The 22,803-nt window shown below is 67.2% G+C and carries 25 protein-coding genes; 19 read left to right on the top strand and 6 right to left on the bottom strand.

Annotation, left to right across the window (positions count from 1 at the left end; genetic code table 11):
* Positions 1-127: 127 nt before the first annotated feature.
* The 4 genes from ASE86_RS07535 to ASE86_RS16305 form a co-directional block, all read right to left on the bottom strand.
* Complete coding sequence (locus ASE86_RS07535; protein ID WP_056424160.1) at positions 128-943, bottom strand: hypothetical protein; 816 nt, start codon at positions 941-943, stop codon at positions 128-130.
* Positions 940-1,653, bottom strand: coding sequence for a hypothetical protein (locus ASE86_RS07540; RefSeq protein ID WP_056424162.1), 714 nt, complete (start codon positions 1,651-1,653; stop codon positions 940-942). The genes ASE86_RS07535 and ASE86_RS07540 overlap by 4 nt, the downstream gene beginning before the upstream one ends.
* 28 nt (positions 1,654-1,681) lie before the next feature.
* On the bottom strand, positions 1,682-2,584 hold the full coding sequence (locus ASE86_RS07545) for a 3'-5' exonuclease (RefSeq protein WP_056424164.1): 903 nt from the start codon (positions 2,582-2,584) through the stop codon (positions 1,682-1,684).
* Between the two features lie 78 nt (positions 2,585-2,662).
* Positions 2,663-3,391, bottom strand: a complete 729-nt coding sequence (locus ASE86_RS16305; protein WP_056424166.1) for a hypothetical protein — start codon at positions 3,389-3,391, stop codon at positions 2,663-2,665.
* Between the two features lie 205 nt (positions 3,392-3,596).
* On the opposite strand from ASE86_RS16305, the gene ASE86_RS07555 reads away from it, so the two are divergent.
* The 10 genes from ASE86_RS07555 to qatD all read left to right on the top strand — a co-directional run bounded on the left by ASE86_RS07555 (position 3,597) and on the right by qatD (position 11,903).
* Positions 3,597-3,989 (top strand): metalloregulator ArsR/SmtB family transcription factor, encoded by a 393-nt coding sequence (locus ASE86_RS07555; protein ID WP_321162983.1) that lies wholly within the window; start codon positions 3,597-3,599, stop codon positions 3,987-3,989.
* A gap of 25 nt (positions 3,990-4,014) precedes the next feature.
* On the top strand, positions 4,015-4,344 hold the full coding sequence (locus ASE86_RS07560) for an ArsR/SmtB family transcription factor (RefSeq protein ID WP_056424169.1): 330 nt from the start codon (positions 4,015-4,017) through the stop codon (positions 4,342-4,344).
* A gap of 13 nt (positions 4,345-4,357) precedes the next feature.
* Positions 4,358-4,783, top strand: a complete 426-nt coding sequence (gene arsC, locus ASE86_RS07565; protein ID WP_056424171.1) for an arsenate reductase (glutaredoxin) — start codon at positions 4,358-4,360, stop codon at positions 4,781-4,783.
* Positions 4,780-5,838, top strand: a complete 1,059-nt coding sequence (arsB, locus tag ASE86_RS07570; RefSeq protein WP_056424173.1) for an ACR3 family arsenite efflux transporter — start codon at positions 4,780-4,782, stop codon at positions 5,836-5,838. The genes arsC and arsB overlap by 4 nt, the downstream gene beginning before the upstream one ends.
* The gene (gene arsN2, locus ASE86_RS07575) at positions 5,835-6,284 is read left to right on the top strand and encodes an arsenic resistance N-acetyltransferase ArsN2 (protein WP_235524019.1); all 450 of its coding nucleotides are present in this window, start codon (positions 5,835-5,837) and stop codon (positions 6,282-6,284) included. Before arsB ends, arsN2 begins: the two co-directional genes overlap by 4 nt.
* Positions 6,284-7,045 carry an arsenical resistance protein ArsH gene (gene arsH / locus ASE86_RS07580; RefSeq protein WP_056424174.1) on the top strand — a complete coding sequence of 254 codons (762 nt, stop codon included), beginning with the start codon at positions 6,284-6,286 and terminating at the stop codon, positions 7,043-7,045. The genes arsN2 and arsH overlap by 1 nt, the downstream gene beginning before the upstream one ends.
* Before the next feature lie 97 nt (positions 7,046-7,142).
* Entirely contained in the window at positions 7,143-9,080 is a 1,938-nt protein-coding gene (locus tag ASE86_RS07585; RefSeq protein WP_056424176.1) for a P-loop NTPase fold protein, read from the top strand.
* Between the two features lie 221 nt (positions 9,081-9,301).
* A complete protein-coding gene (qatB, locus tag ASE86_RS07590) occupies positions 9,302-9,862 on the top strand; it encodes a Qat anti-phage system associated protein QatB (protein WP_056424179.1) in 561 nt (186 codons plus the stop codon).
* A 53-nt stretch (positions 9,863-9,915) separates the two neighbouring features.
* Complete coding sequence (gene qatC, locus ASE86_RS07595; RefSeq protein ID WP_200911494.1) at positions 9,916-11,142, top strand: Qat anti-phage system QueC-like protein QatC; 1,227 nt, start codon at positions 9,916-9,918, stop codon at positions 11,140-11,142.
* Complete coding sequence (gene qatD, locus ASE86_RS07600) at positions 11,139-11,903, top strand: Qat anti-phage system TatD family nuclease QatD (protein ID WP_056424180.1); 765 nt, start codon at positions 11,139-11,141, stop codon at positions 11,901-11,903. Before qatC ends, qatD begins: the two co-directional genes overlap by 4 nt.
* A 6-nt stretch (positions 11,904-11,909) precedes the next feature.
* On the opposite strand, the gene ASE86_RS07605 is transcribed toward qatD, so the two are convergent.
* Entirely contained in the window at positions 11,910-12,308 is a 399-nt protein-coding gene (locus ASE86_RS07605; protein WP_200911495.1) for a MerR family transcriptional regulator, read from the bottom strand.
* Complete coding sequence (locus ASE86_RS07610) at positions 12,305-12,655, bottom strand: DUF3147 family protein (RefSeq protein WP_056424182.1); 351 nt, start codon at positions 12,653-12,655, stop codon at positions 12,305-12,307. The genes ASE86_RS07605 and ASE86_RS07610 overlap by 4 nt, the downstream gene beginning before the upstream one ends.
* 69 nt (positions 12,656-12,724) lie before the next feature.
* Here ASE86_RS07610 and ASE86_RS07615 point away from each other — a divergent pair, with 69 nt between their 5' ends.
* The 9 genes from ASE86_RS07615 to ASE86_RS07655 form a co-directional block, all read left to right on the top strand.
* Positions 12,725-13,363, top strand: coding sequence for a cation transporter (locus ASE86_RS07615; protein WP_056424184.1), 639 nt, complete (start codon positions 12,725-12,727; stop codon positions 13,361-13,363).
* Positions 13,364-13,367: 4 nt separating this feature from the next.
* A complete protein-coding gene (locus ASE86_RS07620; protein WP_056424186.1) occupies positions 13,368-13,847 on the top strand; it encodes a hypothetical protein in 480 nt (159 codons plus the stop codon).
* Positions 13,844-14,200, top strand: coding sequence for a DUF3703 domain-containing protein (locus ASE86_RS07625; protein ID WP_056424188.1), 357 nt, complete (start codon positions 13,844-13,846; stop codon positions 14,198-14,200). Before ASE86_RS07620 ends, ASE86_RS07625 begins: the two co-directional genes overlap by 4 nt.
* Complete coding sequence (locus ASE86_RS07630; protein ID WP_056424190.1) at positions 14,200-14,583, top strand: hypothetical protein; 384 nt, start codon at positions 14,200-14,202, stop codon at positions 14,581-14,583. The genes ASE86_RS07625 and ASE86_RS07630 overlap by 1 nt, the downstream gene beginning before the upstream one ends.
* Positions 14,584-14,634: 51 nt before the next feature.
* Positions 14,635-15,900, top strand: coding sequence for a TolC family protein (locus ASE86_RS07635; protein ID WP_056424192.1), 1,266 nt, complete (start codon positions 14,635-14,637; stop codon positions 15,898-15,900).
* On the top strand, positions 15,897-17,045 hold the full coding sequence (locus tag ASE86_RS07640; protein WP_056424194.1) for an efflux RND transporter periplasmic adaptor subunit: 1,149 nt from the start codon (positions 15,897-15,899) through the stop codon (positions 17,043-17,045). The genes ASE86_RS07635 and ASE86_RS07640 overlap by 4 nt, the downstream gene beginning before the upstream one ends.
* Before the next feature lie 3 nt (positions 17,046-17,048).
* Positions 17,049-20,270, top strand: coding sequence for an efflux RND transporter permease subunit (locus ASE86_RS07645; RefSeq protein WP_056424196.1), 3,222 nt, complete (start codon positions 17,049-17,051; stop codon positions 20,268-20,270).
* Positions 20,267-20,593 (top strand): YnfA family protein, encoded by a 327-nt coding sequence (locus ASE86_RS07650; RefSeq protein WP_056424198.1) that lies wholly within the window; start codon positions 20,267-20,269, stop codon positions 20,591-20,593. Before ASE86_RS07645 ends, ASE86_RS07650 begins: the two co-directional genes overlap by 4 nt.
* Positions 20,594-20,939: 346 nt before the next feature.
* Positions 20,940-22,803: heavy metal translocating P-type ATPase (locus ASE86_RS07655; RefSeq protein WP_414881261.1), on the top strand; the 1,864-nt coding region annotated here is incomplete at its 3' end.

The raw sequence follows: 22,803 nt of genomic DNA on the forward strand, positions 1-22,803 counted from the left end.
GAGCCGCCCGAATGCGCAGCCGGTCTCGCGGCGTCGGCATGTCGAGTTCGGTGTCGTTCATGGCACTCCTATCGGTATGTCAAAGTCACGGGATTCGTCGGCTGATTGTGGTATTACCTCCTTCCGATCACAGCAGCTGGCGCGCACGTCCGGCGGTCGCCCCGTCATCAAGGCCGTCGTCCGCGGTCATCAGGGTTGCGAAGAGGTGCTGCGTAAGCACCGGGGCTCCACGCCGATACGCCATTCCACCCCACGCCTCCCATCGGTCCAACCGGTGTGCGAGCCAGACGTGAAACCGGTCGCGCGACGCGTTGTCGGAGAACGACTGCATCCACAGGGTGCGCCGCAGCGGCACGACTCCGCCCAGCCCGTCGCCCACCAGAGCCACCGCGGGCTTGTCCCATACCTGGCGCCGTTCGAACCGGTACGGCAGCGTGGCCGACATCGCTTCGACGCGGTCGAGCCACGCGGCGACCTCGTCGTCCGAGCCCGACGAAGGTGCGAGCGTCGCCACCGATTCCCTTCCCACGGGGATCGCCTTAACCTGCGACGGTCGTGTCGAGGCCAGCATGACGAGCGCGGCATGGCCCTCGGCACTGATTCCGGTCCCAAACGGCGGTTCGCCCCCGGTCAGCCCCTGTGAATATACCCAGACCTTGTAAAAGCGCTCGAAATCCCACTCGCCACCGAAGAGGTCATGGGCGCTTTCGGCAACTGCCACGACGCGCCGGCTGATCGCAGCGAGATGCGCCATAAGACGTTCCAGGTTCTCTTCCATGGTCAGCGATTCGGGCATGCCCAGGCGTCCGACCCAGAATGCTTCCCGCACCGTATTCCAGCGACGCCCCTCCTCGTCGACCAGGGGGCGCCCACTGCCCACGCCATCCGTGTGCAGCCAAAAGCCCCATGGCAATGCCGGATTGCGGATTTCCTCGTACCTCACTTGCGCGGCACCGGACGATACTCAGCGAGCCCAACGGGCGGGCGATTGCCCTTCGGCTTCGGGATCGGCAGTCCCTCGGCAATCGCGTGCAGCTGCGCGGCGAGGTTCGTCGTTTCCCGAACGACGTACCGTTCGTCCCGGTAGACGCGGCCGTTCTCGAGGCCCAGCGGGGGAACGCCTCGGTGTCCGGGGATCAGGTCGTAATCCTGGTTGCAGGAGAAACCGAACCACCACAGATCATCCGGCAGCGCCACCAGCGCCACCATCGTCCGGGTGTCGAACGGCGGCCGAACCGGCGTCGAGCCACGGCTCGAGACCGGGAGCGGCATGCGAACGTGGCAGACCGAAACCTCCTGCGGTTCGTATTCCTGACATGGCGAGGCGTAGTCGATCCCGCCGTGGACGACGATCGGCGGATCATGCGGCAAGGCTTCCTCGCCTACCCCGGCGAGGGGGTGATCAGGGCCAACGCCGACGAAGCCACGCAAGGCGCCATCGTCACCGCGGCGCATGATGCACGGCAAGCCGGTGTCGGGATCGAGCCACGACACCTTGTCAGCCTCGGCTGCCCACGGCCCGGTGCCCGAGGGGTGCAGCTTGGGCACGTGGTACACCTCGACGGGCATCGTGTCGGTTCCCGCCAGCGGGCGATGCTGCACCGTTGTTGTGACCGGGACGACGGCGTTCGTGATCTTGGGCTTCTTAGCCATGACTATCTCCTTCGATTATGTATTCGCTTCACGAATTCAGGGGCGTCGGGGCATAGCGTTCACGCCAGGTGATCCGGTCGATGGCTGGACCGAGTGCCCGGGGGTTGGCGTCGACCGCGTAGACATGACCGGCGAGCCACCATTCCTCCTCGGTCCGCTTCGCGTCCGGGACCTCGCGCCACCAGGTCTTGGTCGACGCGTCCCACCTGTATCCACGGGCGCGCAAAGCATCCTTCCGCTCGAAAGCAGCACCAACGGCGCGGAACCGCCAGCTCGGCGCGCGAGCGCGCTCGAGCATCTCGGCCAGCGCCGTCCCCCCGCCAGGCATGGTGTGCTGGAGCAGCGCGATCACCGCATTGACGTCGTCACCGGCGCGATGCGCACCGTGATAGAATCCGCACTGGGCCAGCAACCAGCCCAGCGACCTGCCGTCGAAGCCGTTGGCCCGCCAGTCGATGTCGTTGCACGAGCAGGCCCAGCCGAGGTCGCCGATGCCGTCGATACGGCGCTCGAACATGCCGCGATCGAAAACAGCATTGTGCGCGCAGACGAACTCGGCGGAAGCCAGCAGCCTGCGAACCGCGTCGTCATCGATCGACTGACCCTTCAGATCGGCATCGTTCAGCCCAGTCAGCCGAACGATGTCCGCGCCCAACGGACACCCCGGATCCTCGAGCCAGGAATAGCTGCGGTCGACCTTGACGATGACGCCGTCCGGGTCGAACCGGATGCGGCGCAGCGCGATCTCGACGATGACGTCGTCGCTACCGATGCCCGTCGTCTCGCAGTCCACGACGACGCCGATGCCGGTGTCGACGTTGCCGCCGACGCCGGTGAGCCCCTCGCGAATGTCCAACCTGCGCAGGACGCGAAGGTCGTCGTCCGCGTTGACGGCGCACAGCGCCTCGGGCTCGAGGAGATCGTCCCGCATTATCACCTCCGATGTGTGTTGGGTCAGGCTGCCGGGCGGGCGACGCCAGCCGGCTGCGATCTGGCAAACGTCGGTCGCTCAACCCAGGAAGCGCTGCTCGATGTTGACGTCGAGGCCCGCGGCGAGCGGCGACCCCGGATCGGCCGCGACGAGCTCGAGCGTATCGCACATCGCGGGCGCGACGAGCGCCGCGACCAGCGGATCGGCAGCATCGAAGCCCGCCACGATCCGCGCGTCGGCCGACGCAGCGCCGATCCGGCAGTAGAGCCGACCCGCGACCTCGGCTTCATCGAGCGCCAGCGACGCGTGGAACGCGTGGACGGTCTCGCCGAAATCGTGGGCTACGACGGTGGCTGTGAAGAGGCGCAGCTCGGCCTCGGGTTCGGCGGAGCGCGAGAACGGCAGGATCTTCGCGCTCCGTCCGTCCGCCTCACCTCGGGGCGAGCCGTCGTCGTCATCGGCTGCCAGCGCGTCGATGACGGCGGGGTCGGCGTCCAGACCGAGAGAAAGGCCGTGGATCAGAACGCCTCGCAAGCAGCCGCCGAGCCCCAGGCACGCGTCGATGGCGCACGCGCCGTCGAAAAGCGCACGGGGCGAGAGTAGCCACGCCATCGGGTCGTGCGCCACGCCCTCGCGCTGAAAGCGCGCGCCGGTCTCGGCGGCGACCAGCGCGAGGCGGACAAGGCCGCGCCGCGTCGTGGTGAGCGCGGCATCGGTCGCCGCGTCGTCGTCCAGCGGATCCTCGAAGCGCGTCATGGGCACCGGCGTCGCGCCGATCGTCACGTCGAGCATGGTCATCGCGTTCATACGTCGTCTCCGTCCGCCGTCCCTCCTCAAGCGACGCGCACCCGGCGGTGGGGCAGCGCGCAACCCTCAAGTAGCTACAGGGTTTGTATCATTCAACCCTTCTAGAGTTATGGAATTATAGCGGGCCTGTCCCGATTTGAATCAGCCGCGATCCGTGGGGCGTTGCGACGGGGAACCGTTCGGTTATTCTGGAGGAATGGAAAATATGAATGCGATCGCCGTGATGAGCGCGCTGGCTCAGCCAACCCGACTGGCCGTCTTCTCGCTGCTCGCTCGCGCGGGAGAGGACGGCATGACCGCGGGCGATCTCGCCGAGCGGACGGGTACGCCGGCCAACACGATGAGCAGCCACCTTACGATCCTGTCGCACGCCGGCCTGGCGACCTCGCGCCGGGCGGGGCGGAACATCTTCTACCGGGCGCTGCCCGACGCGATCCGTCATCTGACGGTGTTCCTGATCAAGGACTGCTGCGACGGGTGCGCCGAGGTCTGCTGCCACTTGCAGGCCGACCTCAATGAATGCCAGCGCGGCCGTGAAGTCCGGCGCGCACCCGCCAAGGGCAAAGCATCGGTAAAAGACGATCCTTGTTGCAAGTAGATAACGGATCGGATATTGCCGATGCGTGACCGAGCCCGATGCCCTAGCAGCCCTTGCCGCCCTGGCGCATCCGACCCGTCTCGAGACGTTTAGGGCGCTCGTGGCCCACGAGCCCGAGGGCCTGGCGACCGGAGACTTGGTCGAGCGCGCCGATCTGTCGCAGAGCACATTCTCGACCCATCTGGCGGTGCTGGCGAAGGCGGGGCTCGTCACATCTGAGAAACGCGGTCGCAACCAGATCCAGCGCGCGGACATCGGAACGCTTCGCGCCCTGATGGTCTTCCTGGCGAAGGACTGCTGCGGAGGCCGCGCCGAACTGTGCGAGCCGCTGGTCGCCGACCTTGCCTGCTGCTGATCCGGAGACCCGCGTGACCGACATCGTGATCTACCACAATCCGGCGTGCGGCACTTCGCGCAACACGCTCGCCCTCATCCGCAACTCGGGCATCGAGCCGCACGTCATAGAATATCTGAAATGCCCGCCAACGCGCGCGCTGTTGGCCGAGATGATCGAGCGGGCCGGCATGCGCCCGCGCGACCTGCTGCGCGAGAAGGGTACGCCATACGCCGACCTCGGCCTCGGCGACGAGGCGCTGTCGGACGACGCACTGCTCGACGCGATGATGGACCACCCGGTCCTGATCAACCGGCCGTTGGTCGTCACGCCGCTGGGCGTGAAACTGTGCCGGCCCTCGGAAGCCGTGCTGGACATCCTACCCGACCCCCAGCTTGGCGCGTTCGCGAAGGAAGATGGCGAGGTGGTCGTCGACGCTTCCGGCCGGCGTCCAGCGTGACGACCGCCGCGCCTGAACGCCTGTCGTTCCTCGACCGCTTCCTGACGCTCTGGATATTCGCTGCCATGGCGCTCGGCGTGGCGCTCGGGACCTGGTTCACGGCGTTGCCCACCACGCTGGACCGAGCGACGGTCGGCACGACCAACGTGCCGATCGCGATCGGCCTCATCCTCATGATGTATCCGCCGCTCGCGCGCGTCCGCTACGACGAACTGCCCCGCGTCTTCGGCGACCGACGCGTCCTCGTCCTGTCGCTGGTGCAGAACTGGATCATCGGCCCCGTGCTGATGTTCGCGCTCGCCGTCCTGTTCCTGCGCGACCAGCCCGAATACATGACCGGCGTGATCCTGATCGGGCTAGCCCGCTGCATCGCCATGGTGCTGGTCTGGAACCAGCTGGCGAAGGGCGACAACCAGTACGTCGCGGGGCTCGTCGCCTTCAACTCCATCTTTCAGATCCTGTTCTTCAGCGTCTACGCCTGGTTCTTCCTCGCCTTCCTGCCGCCGCTGCTCGGCCTGCAGGCGAGCGTCGTCGACATCGACGTGCGCACCATCGCCGAGGCCGTCGCGATCTACCTCGGGATACCGTTCCTGGCCGGCTACCTCACGCGACGCGCCTTGGTCGCGAGGCGTGGGCGCGACTGGTATGAGAACGCCTTCATCCCGCGCATCGCCCCAATCACCCTCGTCGCGCTGCTCTTCACGATCGTCGCGATGTTCAGCCTGAAGGGCGGCGACGTCGTCCGCCTGCCGATCGACGCCATCCGGATCGCGATCCCGCTGACCATCTACTTCCTGGTCCATTTCGTGATCAGCTTCGCAATGGGCAGGCTGATCGCCGCCGACTATCCGCGCACGACGGCGATCGCTTTCACCGCCGCCGGCAACAACTTCGAGCTAGCCATCGCGGTCGCAATCGCCGCGTTCGGCCTCGGCTCGCCCGTCGCCTTCGCCGCGGTGATCGGTCCGCTCGTCGAGGTGCCGGTGCTGATCCTGTTGGTCCACGCGGCGCTCGCCATGGGGCGGCGCTGGTTCCCGGAGACCGCACCGGCGTGATAACCGTCGCCGTCATCGACATGGCGATCCCAGCCGAACGGGACGAGCTGGTTGCCATGCTTTCCGCTGGTCGGCTCCCAACCAGCGACCTCGAGGAGCCGGACCGCGTCTACCTGCGGTTCATGGGCGACGGTCCGCTAGGCTTCGCTGGCATCGAGGGCGCGGGCGACAACCGCCTGCTGCGGTCGGTCGTCGTCGCGCCCGCCGATCGTGGCGTCGGCATCGGTCGCCATATCATCGCGGCGACAGAACGTGAGGCGGCCCGCCGCGGCGCACGCCGCCTTCACCTGCTAACCCAGGATGCCTCGCGGTTCTTCGCGCGGGTCGGCTATGCGGCGACTGACCGGGCCGACGCGCCGCCATCGATTGCGGCGACGACGCAGTTCTTGTCGCTGTGTCCGGCCAGCGCGACTTACATGACAAAGACGATCGGGGACCGTGCCTGATGCCTATACGCACGCTCACCAACGCCCACCATCTTCCTGCGCTGGACCGGCGCTTCGTGATCGACCGGCCGGGGATCGGCCTAGGCCCGCACGACCACCCGCCGCGCATCCTGCTGCTATACGGCTCGCTACGAGCGCGATCGTTCTCGCGCTTGTGCGTCGAGGAGGCGGCGCGGCTGCTCCAGCTGTTCGGTGCCGAGACACGCATATTCGACCCGTCCGACCTGCCGTTGCCCGACAAGATCGCGGGCGACGACCATCCGGCGGTGCACGAGCTGCGCGAGCTGTCGATGTGGTCGGAGGGTCACGTCTGGTGCAGCCCTGAGCGGCACGGCCAGATCACCGGCGTGATGAAGACGCAGATCGACCATCTGCCCCTCGCGATGGGCGGCATGCGCCCGACGCAGGGCCGAACGCTGGCCGTGATGCAGGTGTCGGCAGGATCGCAGTCGTTCAACAGCGTCAACACGCTGCGCCTGCTCGGCCGATGGATGCGGATGATTACGGTTCCCAACCAGTCGTCGGTGGCAATGGCCTACAAGGAATTCGGCGACGACGACCGGATGCGACCGTCGACCTACTACGACCGGATCGTCGACGTGATGGAGGAGCTGGTGCGCTTTACGGTCCTGACACGACCGCATGCGGCGCAGCTGGTGGATCGATATTCGGAGCGCAAGGCAGCAACCGCGCCCGCCGATCCGGCCAATAACGACCACGCATCAATCGCAATCGCTTCGCCTTCGACCCAACCCCAGTAACCCCAGACGCCGATGAAGGCAGGCAGCGAAACTTCGTTCTTGGCGCGAATGCCCCGCGACCCTACCATCAAAGAAAAACCGGGGGCGGGCATCGTAGATGTGGTCGGATAATCAGACGGCGCGGGATCTGTTGAACTTCCAGCATGTCGCGGACATCGCTGCAGAACGTATCTTCGGCGCCAAGGGCCAGCCCCTTTCGATCGGCATCTCCGGTGGTTGGGGGATGGGCAAGTCCTCGATGATGGAACTGCTGCACATCTCGCTGAAGCAGCGGGTGGCCGAACTAGCGATGGCACATTCCGTCGCAATTGAAGCAGGACACGAAAGCGTGGCGCCGGACGAGGTGCGATTCGTCAACTTCAACGCATGGCTTTACCAAGGCCATGACGACGCGCGGGCGGCGCTGATGGAGGCCATCGCCCAATCGCTCGTCGATCACGCCGAGAAGGAAAAGGGACGGTTCGGCGCGGGCGTCCTCAAGAAGGCGAAGGGCCTGCTCAGCAGGGTGAAATGGTTCCGCGCTGCCAGTATGACGGGCGGCGCGGCCTTGGCGCTCTATACGGGCTCGCCGCTCCCCCTGATGTTCACCTCGGTCGCCGCCGCCGGCGGCGGTCTGATGGACGGGGATCTCTCCAGCGGTGACGTCGAGAAGCTGAAGACGGCTTACGAATCGATCAGCAAGGAGGGTAAGGACCTTCTCGCTGCGAAAAAGGAAGACGAGAAGGTCGCCGCGACAACGCCGCCCAAGGCTATCGACACCTTCAGGACGGAGCTTCAGGCAACGCTGAAAGAAATGAAGATCACGCTTGTGGTCCTCATCGACGACCTCGACCGCTGCCTGCCGGAAACCGCAATCGCGACGCTCGAGGCGATGCGCCTGTTTCTCTTCCTGGATCGAACCGCTTTCGTAATTGCGGCCGACGAGGACATGATCCGCGAATCCGTGCGCGTCCACTTCAAGGGCGCACAGCTCAGCGAGGGGATGGTCCGTAGCTATTTCGACAAGCTGATCCAGCTTCCGTTCCGCGTCCCGCCGCTCGGAACGCAGGATGTCCGAGCCTATCTGATGATGCTGTTCATCGACGCAAGCGAATTGGAGCCGGACCGGAAGGACGAGATACGAGACGCTGTCTGCATGCGGCTCGGGCAGACGTGGAACGGTGCGCGCTTCGACCGCGCGTTCGTCCTCGAGACGATCGGCGACGATTGCACTCCGGATCTGCGCAGCCGCATCGCGATCGCAGATCGCATCGCACCGATCCTGACGAGTTCGCCCGAGATCCGGGGTAATCCGCGTCTGATCAAGCGCTTCCTCAACTCGCTCGCCCTCCGCGCATCTCTGGCCGAACGCCAAGGTGTCGCCGTCGACGAGGAGGTTCTGATGAAGCTGCTACTCTTCGAGCGCTGCGGGACGGCCGAGGCCTATGGCGCGCTGCTGTCGAGCGTGAACGTGTCCGCCGACGGCCGCTCGAACAAGCTGAAGCAGATGGAGGAGGCGGTGCGCGGCGAGACCTCAGCTCCGCTGGATAAGCCCTTCGACGTCCCCTTCGTGCGCGACTGGCTGCTTCTCGATCCACCGCTCGGCGAACGTGACCTGCGCGCTGCCGCCTACGTCAGCCGCGACAACTTCGCGATCATCGGGCGGCCCGACGAGCTTTCGCCCGAGGCGCTCGAGCTTCTCGACGCGTTGCTTGCCGCCACGCAGCCGAGCCCGCCGCTGACGGAGAAAGCGAAGGCGCTCAGCTACCGCGACGCTGCCGCCATTATGGATCGCATCCTGGTCAAGGCCGGTGAAGAGACCCGTTGGGGGGTTCCTTCGATCCTGAACGCAGCGCTGGCGGTCGCATCCGTCGACGACCGGCATGCACGGGAGCTGTCGTCGTTCCTCGCGAACCGGCCCGGACCGCAACTCGAAGCTGGCATCGTCCCCCGCGTCGTGCTGCTCCCATGGGGTAAGGATCTGCTCCGGCTGTGGGCCAACAAGACCGACTTGAGCGCGCCGATGCGAAAGCGCGTCGAGCGCGAGATAGCCTGATGGGGACGTCCGCCTCGAGCAAGGGCCCGGGTCCTAACGTCCCCATCGTTCCGCCCTGGGTCGATGATCCCGCCCCACCGCCTCCACCGACACCGAACACACCTCCTCCGCTAGCGCCGCCACGTCGGTTCGGCCCAGCGCGCACCTCCCTCGGTAAATGGGGTCGCGACGGTGGCGACGGCAATCTGCGGCGCGGACTGGGGCATTACACCTCGACTGGAATGGGCGGCTCCTCCGGCGCTACGGCGCGGATGGCCGGCAGCGCGTCAAGCGCAGGGGCGATCCACGAAGCGCTCACCGCACTCGCGGCGGACCAGCCGCTTCCACCGCAATACGGGGTGTCCCAAGCAAGGCTGGGCGGACTGACGCAGGCCGAGATCATCGACGTCTTGGTCGACGTGCTGTGCCCGGTCGATGGCACGCAGGACGGCGAGGCATCACGGGATTCAGCTGCGCGCGCTCTTACCGACATCGTCGAGCAGGGGAACGACGTCACCGACCTGGACCAGGATCAGATCGACCAGGTGGTCCAGACATTCCTCGGCAACGAGGTTGCGCACCGGATCGCCCTCGACGTCGGCATGGCGGTGATCGACAAGGCGCCCACCGCAAAGGTGGGCCAACAGCGGCTCGAAGAGATGCAATCCTACGTCAAGGAGGAACTTGCCGGGCGTTACGCAGAACGACGTGCGCTTAGCGGAACGCTCGACCGTCAGGCGGCGGCTCAACTTGGCCGCGACGTTATCCAGGACACCTTCGACGTTTTCGAAAGCTACCTATGATGAAGGTCGCATGTCTTCCAGGATCGCTTCGCACGCCCGTTGGCCAGGGGGTCATGCGCTTCGACCTGTATGGCCGCCAACCGACTGCCGGCTGGGGCCGCGTGGGCGGGCTTGTTCCACCGGTGTTGAAGCGGATGCGTCTAGCGCCAACCGAGCGGGCATGGGACTTCACATCCATAGCGCTGTCCATCGTCGCGGCTGACGAGGCGGTGCCGAGGGGCAACAGCCCCGATGGCTGGACCCGCGAGATCGACCTCACGGTCGCCGTGGCGGCACCCGGATTCTGGGATTCGCAGAAGGACGATCTCCGACGCGCGTTGGAGTTCCTGACCGGTGACATATGGTCCCTGACCTTCGTGGCCGGGGGACATGCCCCCGCACCCGCACGAGGAACAAGGCCGCGCTCCGAAGACGTGATCTGCCTGCTGTCAGGTGGCATGGACAGCCTCGTCGGTGCAATCGATGCCGTAGCCGACGGCCACCGTCCCTTGCTGGTCAGCCAGAAAGCGAAGGGCGACAGCGCCGACCAGCTGGCCTTCGCCAAGATGATTTCGCCCACGACGCTCCATCTTCAGCTCAGTCATCACGCAAGACCGCCGGGCCCGTCCGAGCGTTCGCAACGCGCCCGCTCGATCGTGTTCCTTGGCTTCGGGGTGCTGGCGGCGAGTTGCCTAGAGGCTACCAGGAATGGATCAACGGTCGATCTGCTGGTGCCGGAGAACGGTTTCATTTCCCAGAACGTGCCGCTGACGCCGCTTCGCACGGGATCGCTGAGCACGCGTACGACTCACCCGTTCTACTTCCGCGAAATGCAGAAGGTTCTGGATGCCGCCGGGCTTCGAACGAGGATAACAAACCCATATGAGTTCAAGACCAAGGGTGAGATGCTAGCCGAGTGCCTCGATCAGGCGCTGCTTGATCAGCTTGCCTGGAACTCCACCAGCTGCGGTCGATACTCGCGCACGGGTTTCCAGCATTGCGGCCGCTGCGTCCCCTGCCAGGTCCGGCGGGGTGCGGTGATGGCGTGGGGAAAACCCGACACGACGACGAAGGGATACAAGTATGGCCCGCTCGGGCAGCGTGACCGGCGTCATACCCAGTTCGACGATGTCCGTTCGGTCGCGATGGCGATCGACGCCGTCGCACGCAACGGGATGGAAGCATGGATCGGCGGGACGATGAACCGTGAGATGTTGGGTGACACCGCACCCTATCGCGAAGTGGTGGAGCGCGGCATCGGCGAGCTTGCCGCGCTCCACCGGCGCGAAGGCGTTACGTGATCGACCTGCACTGCCACATCGACCTATACCCGGACCCAGCGGCCATTATCGAAGAGGCAGAGGCGCGCGGCGCCTTCGTGCTGGCCGTAACCACGACGCCGAAAGCCTGGCGGGGAACTCGTCGCATCGTCGGTGAGCGGCGGCGGATACGGGTCGCCCTGGGGCTACATCCCGAAGTCGTGGCGGACAGACACGGGGAGGTCGAGCTGCTGTGCGCGATGATGCCCGAAGCGCGTTACATCGGCGAAGTGGGACTGGACGGTAGTCCTGCTCACCGAGCGTCGCTCGGTCTGCAGATCAAGGTCTTCGATCGCATTCTGCGCGAGTGTGAGAAGCTGGAGGGCCGGGTGCTCAGCATCCATTCGCGCGGTGCCGCGGACCGTGTCATCGACGCGCTAGAGCGGCATCCGCGAGCGGGGCTTCCGATACTGCACTGGTTCTCGGGCACCGTCAGTCAAGTTGAACGTGCGGCATCGGCTGGTTGCTGGTTCAGCATAGGCCCGGCGATGATGCGCTCGGCCAAGGGACGTGACCTCGCCGCCGCAATGCCGCTCGACCGTCTGCTGACGGAGACCGATGCGCCCTTTGCCCGGCTGGGCGATCGCCCCCTCTACCCCTGGGAGGCGATGGACTGCGTAGCTGACCTCGCCAAACTCCACCGTGCCGATCCGAAGCTGTTGTTCGACACGATCAAGAACAATCTGAAGCGCATGGCGGAGTGGCAGCCAGCGCTTGCTAAGCGTCACGATGCCGATGCCTAAATTCGGTCAACCGTCTGGGCCGAGCGCCTCGAGAATTCGACAGTCGTCCACACGGCCGCCGGCGCATGACGCGATCAGCTGTGACAAGCGCTCGCGCAGCCGGCCGAGGTCGACCAGCTTGCGTTCGACCTCGACGAGATGGCGACTGGCGATCTCGTCGACCGCAGCGCAATCGCGCGACCCGTGACCAGACAGATCCAACAGCTCGCGCACCTCGTCGAGCGAGAAGCCGAGATCACGTGCACGCCGGATGAAGGTCAGCCGCCGCAGCGCATCCTCGTCGTATAGACGGTAGTTGGCCCCGGTGCGGCCCGGCTCGGTCAATAGCCCGACCTTCTCATACCAACGGATGGTCGCGACCTTCACGCCGGTGCGAACTGCGAGATCCCCGATGCGCAGGCTCACAGCGCAAATCCCAAGCGCGGCGCGGACACCGTTACCAAGGCATACAGCGCGACCGTCAGCACGCAGCCGGCGGCCAGCGCGGTCCAGAAGCCGACGCCGTGCCGAAGGAGCGCCGGGATCAGCAGGAACATCGGCAGCGACGGGATGACATACCAGAAGGTGGCGCCTGCATGCGCGGCCATGCGCCCGGCGTCGCGGGTATCGCGCCACAGCCACATCATCCCGAGGATCGACACCAGCGGCAGCGACGCGACCAACGCTCCAAATCCCGGACTGCGCCGCGCCACCTCGGACACCGCCGCCACGATCAGGCCGCTCAGAGGCGCCTTCACAAGAAAATACGTCACGGCGCTTGACCCTCTAGTTGCTAGAGGCCCCATATCGCGCATCGCAATGATTCGGGCGAGTGCGATTCCATGGTGTGCAGCAGCTGCCAGTCAGACAAACCGGTCCGGCCGGACCCCCGGTGGCGGCGCGCGCTATGGATCGCGCTCGCGGTCAACGCCGCGATGTTCGCCGCCGAGATGGTCGCCGGTTTCGCGGCGGGATCGCAGTCGCTCCAGGCGGACGCACTCGATTTCCTCGGCGATGCCGCCAACTACGCGATCAGCCTAGGCGTCGCCGGCCTGTCGATAGCATGGCGTTCGCGCGCAGCGCTCGTAAAGGGCATCACCATCCTGGCGTTCGGCGTCTGGGTCCTCGGTTCCACGCTGTGGGCGATCCGCGCTGGCGGCGTGCCGCATGCCGAGGCCATGGGTGCGGTCGGCGTGGTCGCACTGGTCGCCAACGCCGGCGTGGCGGCGATGCTCTACCGCTACCGCTCGGGTGACGCGAACATGCGCTCGGTGTGGATATGCTCGCGCAACGACGCGATCGGCAACGTCGCCGTCGTCCTCGCCGCGGTCGGCGTGTTCGGCACCGGCACCGCCTGGCCCGACCTGCTCGTCGCCGGCATCATGGCAGGGCTCGCCCTTTCGGGCGGCGCGCAGATCGTCAGCCAAGCGTGGCGCGAGCTCGCCGGCGAGCGGCAACCCGCGCTGGCCGCGGCGGAGTAACAGCATGCGCATCAAGCTCTCGACGATCCTGAACGTGCCGGCCGGTCGAGCCTGGATCGCCGTTCGTCAGCCGCGGCTGCTCGACTTCGTCGCATCCCCGATCCAAGTGTTCGAACCCGTCGATCCGCCGGTCCTGCCGGACACTTGGTCGGACGGGCGCTACCTGGTCCGGCCGCGCATGTTCGGGCTGCTGCCGATGGGCACGCAGTGGATCGTCATTAGCGCGTTGGACCGGGGTCCTGCCAAGTACCGGCTGCGTGACAACGGGCACGGAAGCCTAGTGCGCCGGTGGGACCACGTCATCACCATCGAACCGATCGACGCGCAGCGGTGCCGCTACACCGACGAGGTGGAGGTGAGCGCCGGGGTGCTCACGCCTTTCGTCGCCGGTTTCGCCCACATGTTCTATCGCCATCGCCAACGCCGGTGGCGCCAGCTCGTCGCGTCCGACTTCGCCCCGCTCTCGTCAGGAGCCGCCGCATGACCAGGACCAAGCTCATCGCCCTGCTTGAAACAGAGATGGCCGCCCATCGCGACGCCCGCAGTCGTGACGATGGTACATCGGCATGGCGCGCCCTTGAGCGGGCACACATCGTCTCGCAGCCAATGCTCGCGCCGCACATGCGCGTCCACGTCGCCATGCTTGGCTACGCCGTTCACCTCCGCGACGGACGCGAGGTCGTGGGACAGATCGTGCGACTGGCGCTGGCGCCGCTCGGCTTCCTCACCGGGCGCATTCCGTGGGGGAATACGGGGCGATCCGACGTCAGCGCCTTCCAGCCGATGCTCGTTCCCGAGGACCTGCGTTCAGCAATCGAGACCGAGGCCAAGTCCTGATGCACGCATCACTGACAGGCGCGATCCGTTCTGCTAAGAAGCTGACCGTGCAACGGATCCTGAGCTTCCTGATCGGCCTCGCGCTGCTCGCCTCGCTTGGGCTGGGCGCCGTCGCGCACGCGAACGAGCCGGTCTGTTCGCCCGGGGTGGAAGCGCCTGTCAGCGCGGGTCACGTCGATGGCGACGCCGACCAGGTTCCCGCCGACTCCGGGAAGGCATATCCGCATCATCATGGCGGCTGCCATGGCCACCATGTCGCCACGCCGCTCGACAGGGCATCACAAGGCTTGAGGCTGTCGGTGGCGGCGAAGCCTATAGGCGGCACGACGATCGAGGTCGCCACCGCCACCACCGATCCAGCGCTGAGACCGCCGATCGCCTGACATGCGCCGCGCCGCCGGAGAACGGCGGTCGTCCCATGTCAGGAGCAACCCATGCATCGCATCCTCGCGGCCACGCTGGCCGCATCCGTCTGCGCACCCTGCGCGCAGGCGCAGACAAGCCTCCCGATGGTTTCCCAAGAGGGGCTGACTCTCGAACAAGCGCTTACACTCGCGGGTTCGAACGCCCCCGGAATCGGTGCTGCGGACGCCGGCGTCCGGGCTGCCGAGGCGCAGCGCCGGGTGGCCGGGCAGCGGCCCAATCCCTCGCTCAACGCCGAGGTCGAGAACGTCATCGGGACTGGCGGCTATAGCGGCGTCCGCGGGGCCGAGACGACCGTCGGCCTATCGCTGCCGCTCGAGCTCGGCGGCAAGCGCTCGGCACGGATCGCGGTCGCCGACAGTCAGGCGGCGCGCGCCAGGCTCGCCATCGGCGTCGCCCGCGCCGATCTGGCGCTTAGCGTCACCCAGGCGTTCAACCTGGCGGTCGCATCTGAACGGCGCGCGCTCGTCGCAAGGGACCAACTCGTCACCGCCGACGAAGGGCTTCGGGTGGCCCGCGTGCGCGTGCGCGCCGGTCGCGCGTCGCCGCTGGAGGAGCAGCGCGCCGACGTCACCAGGATCAATACGCGGACCGCGCTGGAGCAAGCCGAACGCACGGTCGTGCTGGCACGCGGCAACCTTGCCAGGCTAATCGGCCGCGAGCCCGGCGCCCTGGATGTCAGCTGGTTCGACAGGGTCGGCGGCGGCATGGGACCCCGCGAGGCGGCAGCCCCCGGCGGCACACTCGCGCTCGCCATCGCTGAAGCGGACGTCGCGACGACCAACGCCCAGGTGCGGCTCGCCCGCAGCCAGCGCGTGCCCGATCTCACCTTGAGCGCCGGCGCTAGACGGCTGGAGGCGACGAACGACGTGGCGGCCGTCTTCGGCGTCAGCCTGCCCATTCCGCTGTTTAACAACGGCCGCGCGGGCGTCGACGTCGCCCGCGCGCAGAAGGACCAGGCCGAAGCGCTACGTCGAGTGGCGCTGTTCGACGCGCAGCAGGCCATCGCCACCGCCGAGACCGACCTCGCCAACGCGGAGGCGAACGCCCGCACCGCGACGGGACCGGCGCTCGCCGCGGCGCAGGAGGCGGCGCGCATCGCCCGGATCGGCTACCGCGAGGGCAAATTCGGCCAGCTCGACCTGCTCGAGGCCGAGCGAACCCTCGCACAGACCCGCGCGGCGGCGATCGACGCGCTCGCCGCCCATCACGACGCGCAGGCGCGCCTGGAGCGGCTCACCGCCCGCGCGCCCGCAGACACGGAAGTCCAGCCATGAAGAACATCATCCTACGGGCGATCGCGCCCGCCGCCCTGGTCTTGACGCTTGGCGCCTGCGGTAGGGGCGAGCCAGTGACCAACGAGGCTGCGAACGGGCACGCCGAGGAAGAAGGCCATGCCGAGGAGGGCGTCGTCGCGCTCACTCAGCAGCAGATCGCCGAAGCCGGGATCGAGGTCGTGCGGCCGACCGTCGGCGGCGTCGCCGGCGCGATCGAGGTCAGCGCCACCATCGAAGGCGACCCGCAGGGCGTGCAGGTCGCATCGGCCGCCATCGGCGGGCGCCTGGTCACGCTGACGAAGAACCTGGGTCAGCCCGTCGGTCGCGGCGATGTGCTCGCCGTCATCGAGAGCCGCGAAGCGGCGTCGCTCAACGGCCAGATCGAGGCGGCCCGCGCTCGCCTCGGGCTGGCCCAGTCCCAACTTCGCCGCGAGCAGCGGCTGTTTGCCGAGCGGGTGTCGCCGGAGCAGGACCTGATCGCCGCCCGCACCACCGCGACCGAGGCCAACATCGCACTGCGTCTGGCGCAGCAGCAGCTCGCCGCGACCGGCGGTGGCGGTGGGGCGTTCAACCGGGTCACCGTGCGCTCGCCCATCTCGGGACAGGTGATCGCCCGGTCGGCGACGCTGGGCCAGACCATCGCTGCCGACGCCGAGTTGTTCCGCGTAGCCAACCTCTCGAAAGTGACGGTCGCGATGTCGCTGCTGCCGGCCGACGCCGGGCGCGTGCAGCCGGGCGCGCAGGTCGAGGTGACCGGCCCCGGGCGGCGCCAGGCCGCGCGGGTGACGTTCGTGTCGCCCGTCCTCGACGAGACCACCCGGCTGGTGCCCGTCATCGCCGGACTCGACAACGGTGGCGGCACCTGGCGCGTCGGCGAGACGGTCAACGCCTCGGTGATCGTGCCGTCGGGCAGCGACAAAACCATCGCCGTGCCGTCGGCCGCGGTCCAGATGATCGAGGACAAGCCGCACCTGTTCGTCCGGACCGCGACCGGTTTCAAGGCTGTGCCGGTGACGCTGGGGCGCCGCAACGGCGGCCAGGTCATCGTCGCGAGCGGCCTGAGCGGAAGCGAGCGCATCGCCTCGACCAATTCCTTCACCCTCAAGGCCGAGCTCGGAAAGGGCGAGGCAGAGCATGAGGACTGATCCATGATCGCCCGCATCGTCACCTTCTCGGTGGAGCGTCGCTGGTTCGTCCTGCTGCTCACCGCCATCGCCGCCATCGCCGGCATGCTCGCGCTTCAGCGGCTGCCGATCGACGCCGTGCCCGACATCACCAACAACCAGGTTCAGATCAACGTCGTCGCGCCCGCGCTCTCGCCCGACCAGGTCGAGAAGCAGGTCGCCTTCACGATCGAGACCGCGCTCGCCGGCGTCCCCGGCCTCGAATACACCCGTTCGCTCAGCCGGAACGGTTTCGCGCAGGTGACCGCCGTCTTCGACGAGGGCACCGATATTTACTTCGCACGCCAGCAGGTTTCCGAACGGCTGCGCACCGTGGACGAGGATCTACCCGAAGGCGTGAGCCCTGAGATGGGGCCGATCGCCACGGGCCTTGGCGACATCTTCATGTGGACTGTCGAGTATCGCGAACTCGACAAGGTGAACCACAAGAGCGGCGAGCCCGGACTGCAACCGGACGGAAGCTACATCACCCCCGAGGGTGACCACCTCGTCCGCGAGGCGGACAGGGCGACCTACCTGCGCACGGTGCAGGACTGGATCGTCGCTCCCCAGATCAAGGGCGCCGACGGGCTGGCAGGCATCGACTCGCTGGGCGGCTACACCAAGGAGTATCTGGTCGTTCCGGACGTGCTGCGCATGGCATCGATGAAGATCACCCTGCAGGATCTCGCGACCGCGCTCGGGCGCAACAACACCAGTGCCGGTGCGGGGATCGTCAACAGGAACGGTGAAGGCCTCGCAGTGCGCGCCGACGGGCGCATCCGCACGGCCGACGAGCTCGCCCGCACCGTCATCGCGACCCGCGAAAGCGTGCCGATCGTGCTCAGCCAAGTGGCGGAGGTCCGGACCGGGCAAGGCCTGCGGATGGGCTCCGCGTCGGAGAACGGGCGCGAGGTCGTCGTCGGAACCGCCGTGATGCGGATCGGCGAGAACAGCCGCACGGTGTCCACCGGCGTGTCGAAGCGCCTCGACGAGATCGGGCCGTCACTGCCGGTGGACGTGGTGGTCAAGCCGGTGCTCAACCGCACCGACCTCGTGAACTCGACCATCGCCACTGTGGCGAAGAACCTGGCCGAGGGTGCGTTGTTGGTGATCGTCGTGCTGTTCGCGCTGCTCGGCAACTTCCGCGCGGCGTTGATCGCGGCGATGGTCATCCCCGTCACGATGCTGCTGACCAGCATCGGCATGCTGCAGGCCGGCGTGTCCGCCAACCTCATGAGTCTCGGCGCGCTGGACTTCGGCCTTATCGTCGACGGGGCGGTGATCATCGTCGAGAACTCGCTGCGGCGGCTCGGCGAGGCGCAGCACGGCCGGAGCGAGACGCTCCCTCTGCGGGAACGCCACGACATCGTCGCGGCGTCGGCCCGCGAGATGATCCGACCGTCCGTCTACGGACAGGCGATCATCATCCTCGTCTACGCCCCGCTGCTCACCTTCACGGGCGTCGAGGGCAAGATGTTCGAACCCATGGCGACCACAATAATCGTCGCGCTGCTATGCGCTTTCGTCCTGTCGCTGACAGCCGTTCCGGCGGCGATCGCAATCTGGCTCAGCAACCGGGTGGAGGAGAAGGAAAGCCGCATCGTCACGTGGCTGCGCCGCCGATACGAGCCCGGGCTGGACAAGGCTATGGGCCGCCCGACCGTCACGATGGGAGTCGCCGTCGGATCGTTGGCGCTGGCCGCCGTCGCGTTCACGACCCTCGGCCAGGAATTCCTGCCGCAACTCGACGAGGGCAACGTGCTCGTCCAGGCGATCCGCATCCCCGGCACGTCGGTTGACCAGAGCCAGGCGATGCAGTCTCAGGTGGAGAGGGCGATCGTGAAGGAGCCCGAGGTGCAGTTCGCGTTCTCGCGCACGGGCACGTCGGAGATCGCGTCCGACCCGATGCCCCCTAGCATCTCTGACACCTTCGTCATCATGAAGCCGCGGGACCAGTGGCCGGATCCAGGACTCGACAAGGCGGAATTCGTCGAGCGCCTGGAGAAACGGCTCTCGAAGCTGCCGGGCAACAACTACGAGATCACGCAGCCGATCCAGATGCGATTCAACGAGCTCATCGCCGGCGTGCGGGGCGACGTGGCCGTGCAGGTCTTCGGTGACGACTTCGCGCAGATGAACGCCACCGCCGAGTCAATCGCCGGCGTTCTGCGCCGGACGCAGGGCGCGACCGACGTGCGGGTCGAGCAGACCGAGGGTCTGCCGATGCTCGACATCCGGCCGAACCGCACCGCCATGTCGCGCGTCGGCGTGACCGGTGGCGACGTGCAGGACACGGTGGCGGCCGCGATCGGTGGCCGTCAGGCTGGAATGATCTTCGAGGGCGACCGGCGCTTTCCCGTTGTGATCCGGCTGCCGGAATCGGCCCGCTCGGACCTGACCGCGATCGCGCAGGTGCCGGTGCCGACCGCCGAGGGCGGGTTCGTGCCGCTCTCGACCGTCGCCGACATCGAGATCGTGGACGGGCCGAACCAGATCAGCCGCGAGAACGGCAAGCGGCGCGTGGTCGTGCAGGCGAACGTGCGCGGCCGCGACGTGGCAGGGGTGGTTGCGGACGCACAGGCCGCCATCGCCGCCCGAGTGAAGCTGCCGCCGGGCACGTATCTGGAATGGGGCGGACAGTTCGAGAACTTGGCTTCAGCACGTGACCGGCTCATGATCGTGGTTCCGATCTGCTTCGCGGTCATCATGCTCCTGCTCTACGGAGCGCTCGGTTCGATCCGCGACGCGCTGATCGTCTTCACTGGCGTACCGCTCGCCCTGGTGGGCGGCATCCTCGCGCTCTTCCTGCGCGGCATGCCGTTTTCGATCTCGGCGGCGGTCGGGTTCATCGCTTTGTCCGGCGTCGCGGTGCTCAACGGCCTGGTGATGCTCTCCGCAATCCAGGACCTGTTGGCACGGGGTCTCGACCGTGCGGCGGCCGCGCGCGAGGGGGCGCTGGCACGTCTGCGCCCCGTGGCGATGACCGCGCTGGTCGCATCGCTTGGCTTCGTGCCCATGGCGCTCGGCCATGGCGCCGGCGCCGAGGTCCAGAAGCCGCTGGCTACGGTGGTCATCGGCGGGCTGATCACAGCCACGCTGCTGACGCTGTTCGTGCTGCCCACGCTCTACGCGCGGTTCGGCCGACGCATCGTTGCAGCCGAACCCACCGACTTGTCGACCGGTCGCCCGGAGATGGCGAGATGACGCCCCTGCTGATCTACCCGTTGGCGGCAATGGCGGAGATCGCAGGCTGCTTCGCGTTCTGGAGCCACCTGCGGCTGGGCGCCTCCAGACTCTGGCTGATCCCCGGCTGCTTCGGCCTCATCGTTTTCGCCTGGCTGCTGACTCTCGTGCCGACCGATGTCGCGGGCCGCGCCTATGCGGCCTATGGCGGGATCTACATCTGCGTGTCGGTGGTCTGGCTATGGTCGGTGGAGGGCGTGCGGCCGGATCGTTGGGACGTGATCGGTGCAGCGGTCACCGTCCTCGGCGCTGCCATCATTCTCTTCGGCCCGCGCAGTGCGTGATCGATGAGCGAGGATCGCTCTCGAGTGGGCCAGACGTGGTCTGAAAAGGACGATGCCGAACTGCGCCGCCTAATCTTGGCTCGTCAGCGGGCGGGCGCAATCGCATCCGCGCTGGGACGGACCATCGATGCCATTCGCGGCCGTGCAGCTGCGCTTCGGCTGGCGTTGCCGTCGTCGCAGCGTCCGTGGCGGCATTTTCCGGGGAGGAACGTGCCGCCGGCGGCCGGTGATACCGAAGAACCACCGCTCAATCATCCCGGACCGATCACGGGGCGGTCAGCAATACTAGACGGGTCGGACTATCCGACGGCCCAGAACGTGGATCGACCTGACAAAGGAAATCAAGATGGCTGACGACGAGGATGGCGTGCACGGGACGCACGCAGGGGGCCGCGCCGGGTCTTCGGCAACGATCGGTCACGATGACGGCCGAACTGACAAGCATGATCATGGTGCCGACGAGGGTGGCCACGCACACGCTGGGCTTCTCGGCGCGAACACCGAGCTCTATTTCGCGCTGATCTGCGGTGCGTTGCTGGCGATCGGGTTCGCGGTCGAGAAGCTGACGTCGGCAACCGAGTGGGTGCCGATCGGCCTGTACGTCGCGGCATATTTCTTCGGCGGCTTCTTCACGCTGCGCGAGGCGATCACCTCGCTACGTGGCGGGAAGTTCGAGATCGACACGCTCATGCTCGTCGCGGCCGCAGGCGCGGCCGCGCTCGGTGCCTGGGCCGAGGGCGCGTTGCTGCTGTTCCTCTTCAGCTTCGGCCACTCGCTCGAGCACTACGCCATGGGTCGCGCGAAGCGCGCCATAGAGGCGCTGGCCGAGCTGGCGCCTCAGACCGCGCTCGTCCGGCGCGGCGACGGCACTGTCGAGATACCGGTCGAGGAACTCGCCGTCGGCGACACGGTGGTCGTGAAGCCGAACGAACGGATGCCCGCCGACGGGTTCGTCGTTGTCGGCACGTCGAGCGTAAACCAGGCGCCCGTCACCGGGGAGAGCATGCCCGTGGACAAGCGGCCCGTCGAGGACGCGGCGGCGGCGACCGCGCAGCCGGACAAGGTCGAGTCCGCGCACCGGATCTTCGCCGGCACGATCAACGGGTCGGGCGCCATCGAGGTCAGTGTGACCCGCCTGTCGAAGGACACCACGCTCGCCAAAGTCGTGCAGATGGTGGGCGAGGCAGAGGTGCAAAAGTCGCCGACACAGCGCTTCACCGATCGGTTCGAGCGAATCTTTGTGCCCGCCGTGCTAATGCTCGTCGTCCTTCTGATGTTCGCGTGGGTGGTCGTCGACGAGCCGTTCCGCGACAGCTTCTACCGCGCCATGGCGGTGCTGGTCGCGGCCAGCCCCTGCGCGCTCGCGATCGCTACACCGAGCGCGGTGCTGTCGGGTATCGCGCGGGCGGCGCGTGGCGGCGTGCTGGTGAAGGGCGGCGGACCGCTCGAAAACCTCGGCACGCTCAGCGCCATCGCATTCGACAAGACGGGCACGCTGACGGAAGGGCGGCCGCGGATCACCGACGTGCTGCCGGCCGAGGGAGCGACCGAGGAGGAGCTGCTGCGCATCGCGGTTGCCGTCGAGGTGCTCAGCGACCATCCGCTGGCCGCCGCGATCACGAAGGACGGCCGCGAGCGTCTCGGCGACGCGGCAGTGCCCTCCGCCTCCTCACTGCGCAGCATTACGGGACGCGGGGTGATGGCGACGGTCGAGGGCCAGAGCGTCCACATCGGCAGTCCGAAACTGTTCGGCGAGATCGATGGCGAGCCCCTGCCACAAGCGCTGCGGGCCGTGACCGATGCGCTTGAGGTGGCCGGCCACACGACGATGATCGTTCGCAATGGCGCGCGCTACCTTGGTGCGATCGGCGTCATGGACACGCCGCGCGAGGCTGCGGTCGCCACGCTCAAGCGCCTTCGCCAAATCGGCATCACCCGCATGATCATGATCTCGGGCGACAACCAGCGTGTCGCCGACGCCATCGCCAAGCAGGTCGGCCTCGACAAGGCCTGGGGGGACCTGATGCCCGAGGACAAGGTGGAGGCGATCAAGAAGCTGAAGGCGCAGGACAAGGTCGCCATGGTCGGCGATGGCGTCAACGACGCCCCGGCCATGGCCAACGCCACCGTCGGCATCGCGATGGGCGCGGCGGGTTCCGACGTCGCGCTGGAGACGGCGGACGTGGCGCTGATGGCGGATGATCTGTCGC

Origin of the sequence: Sphingomonas sp. Leaf33 (assembly GCF_001421785.1) — a bacterium.
GTDB lineage: Bacteria > Pseudomonadota > Alphaproteobacteria > Sphingomonadales > Sphingomonadaceae > Sphingomonas.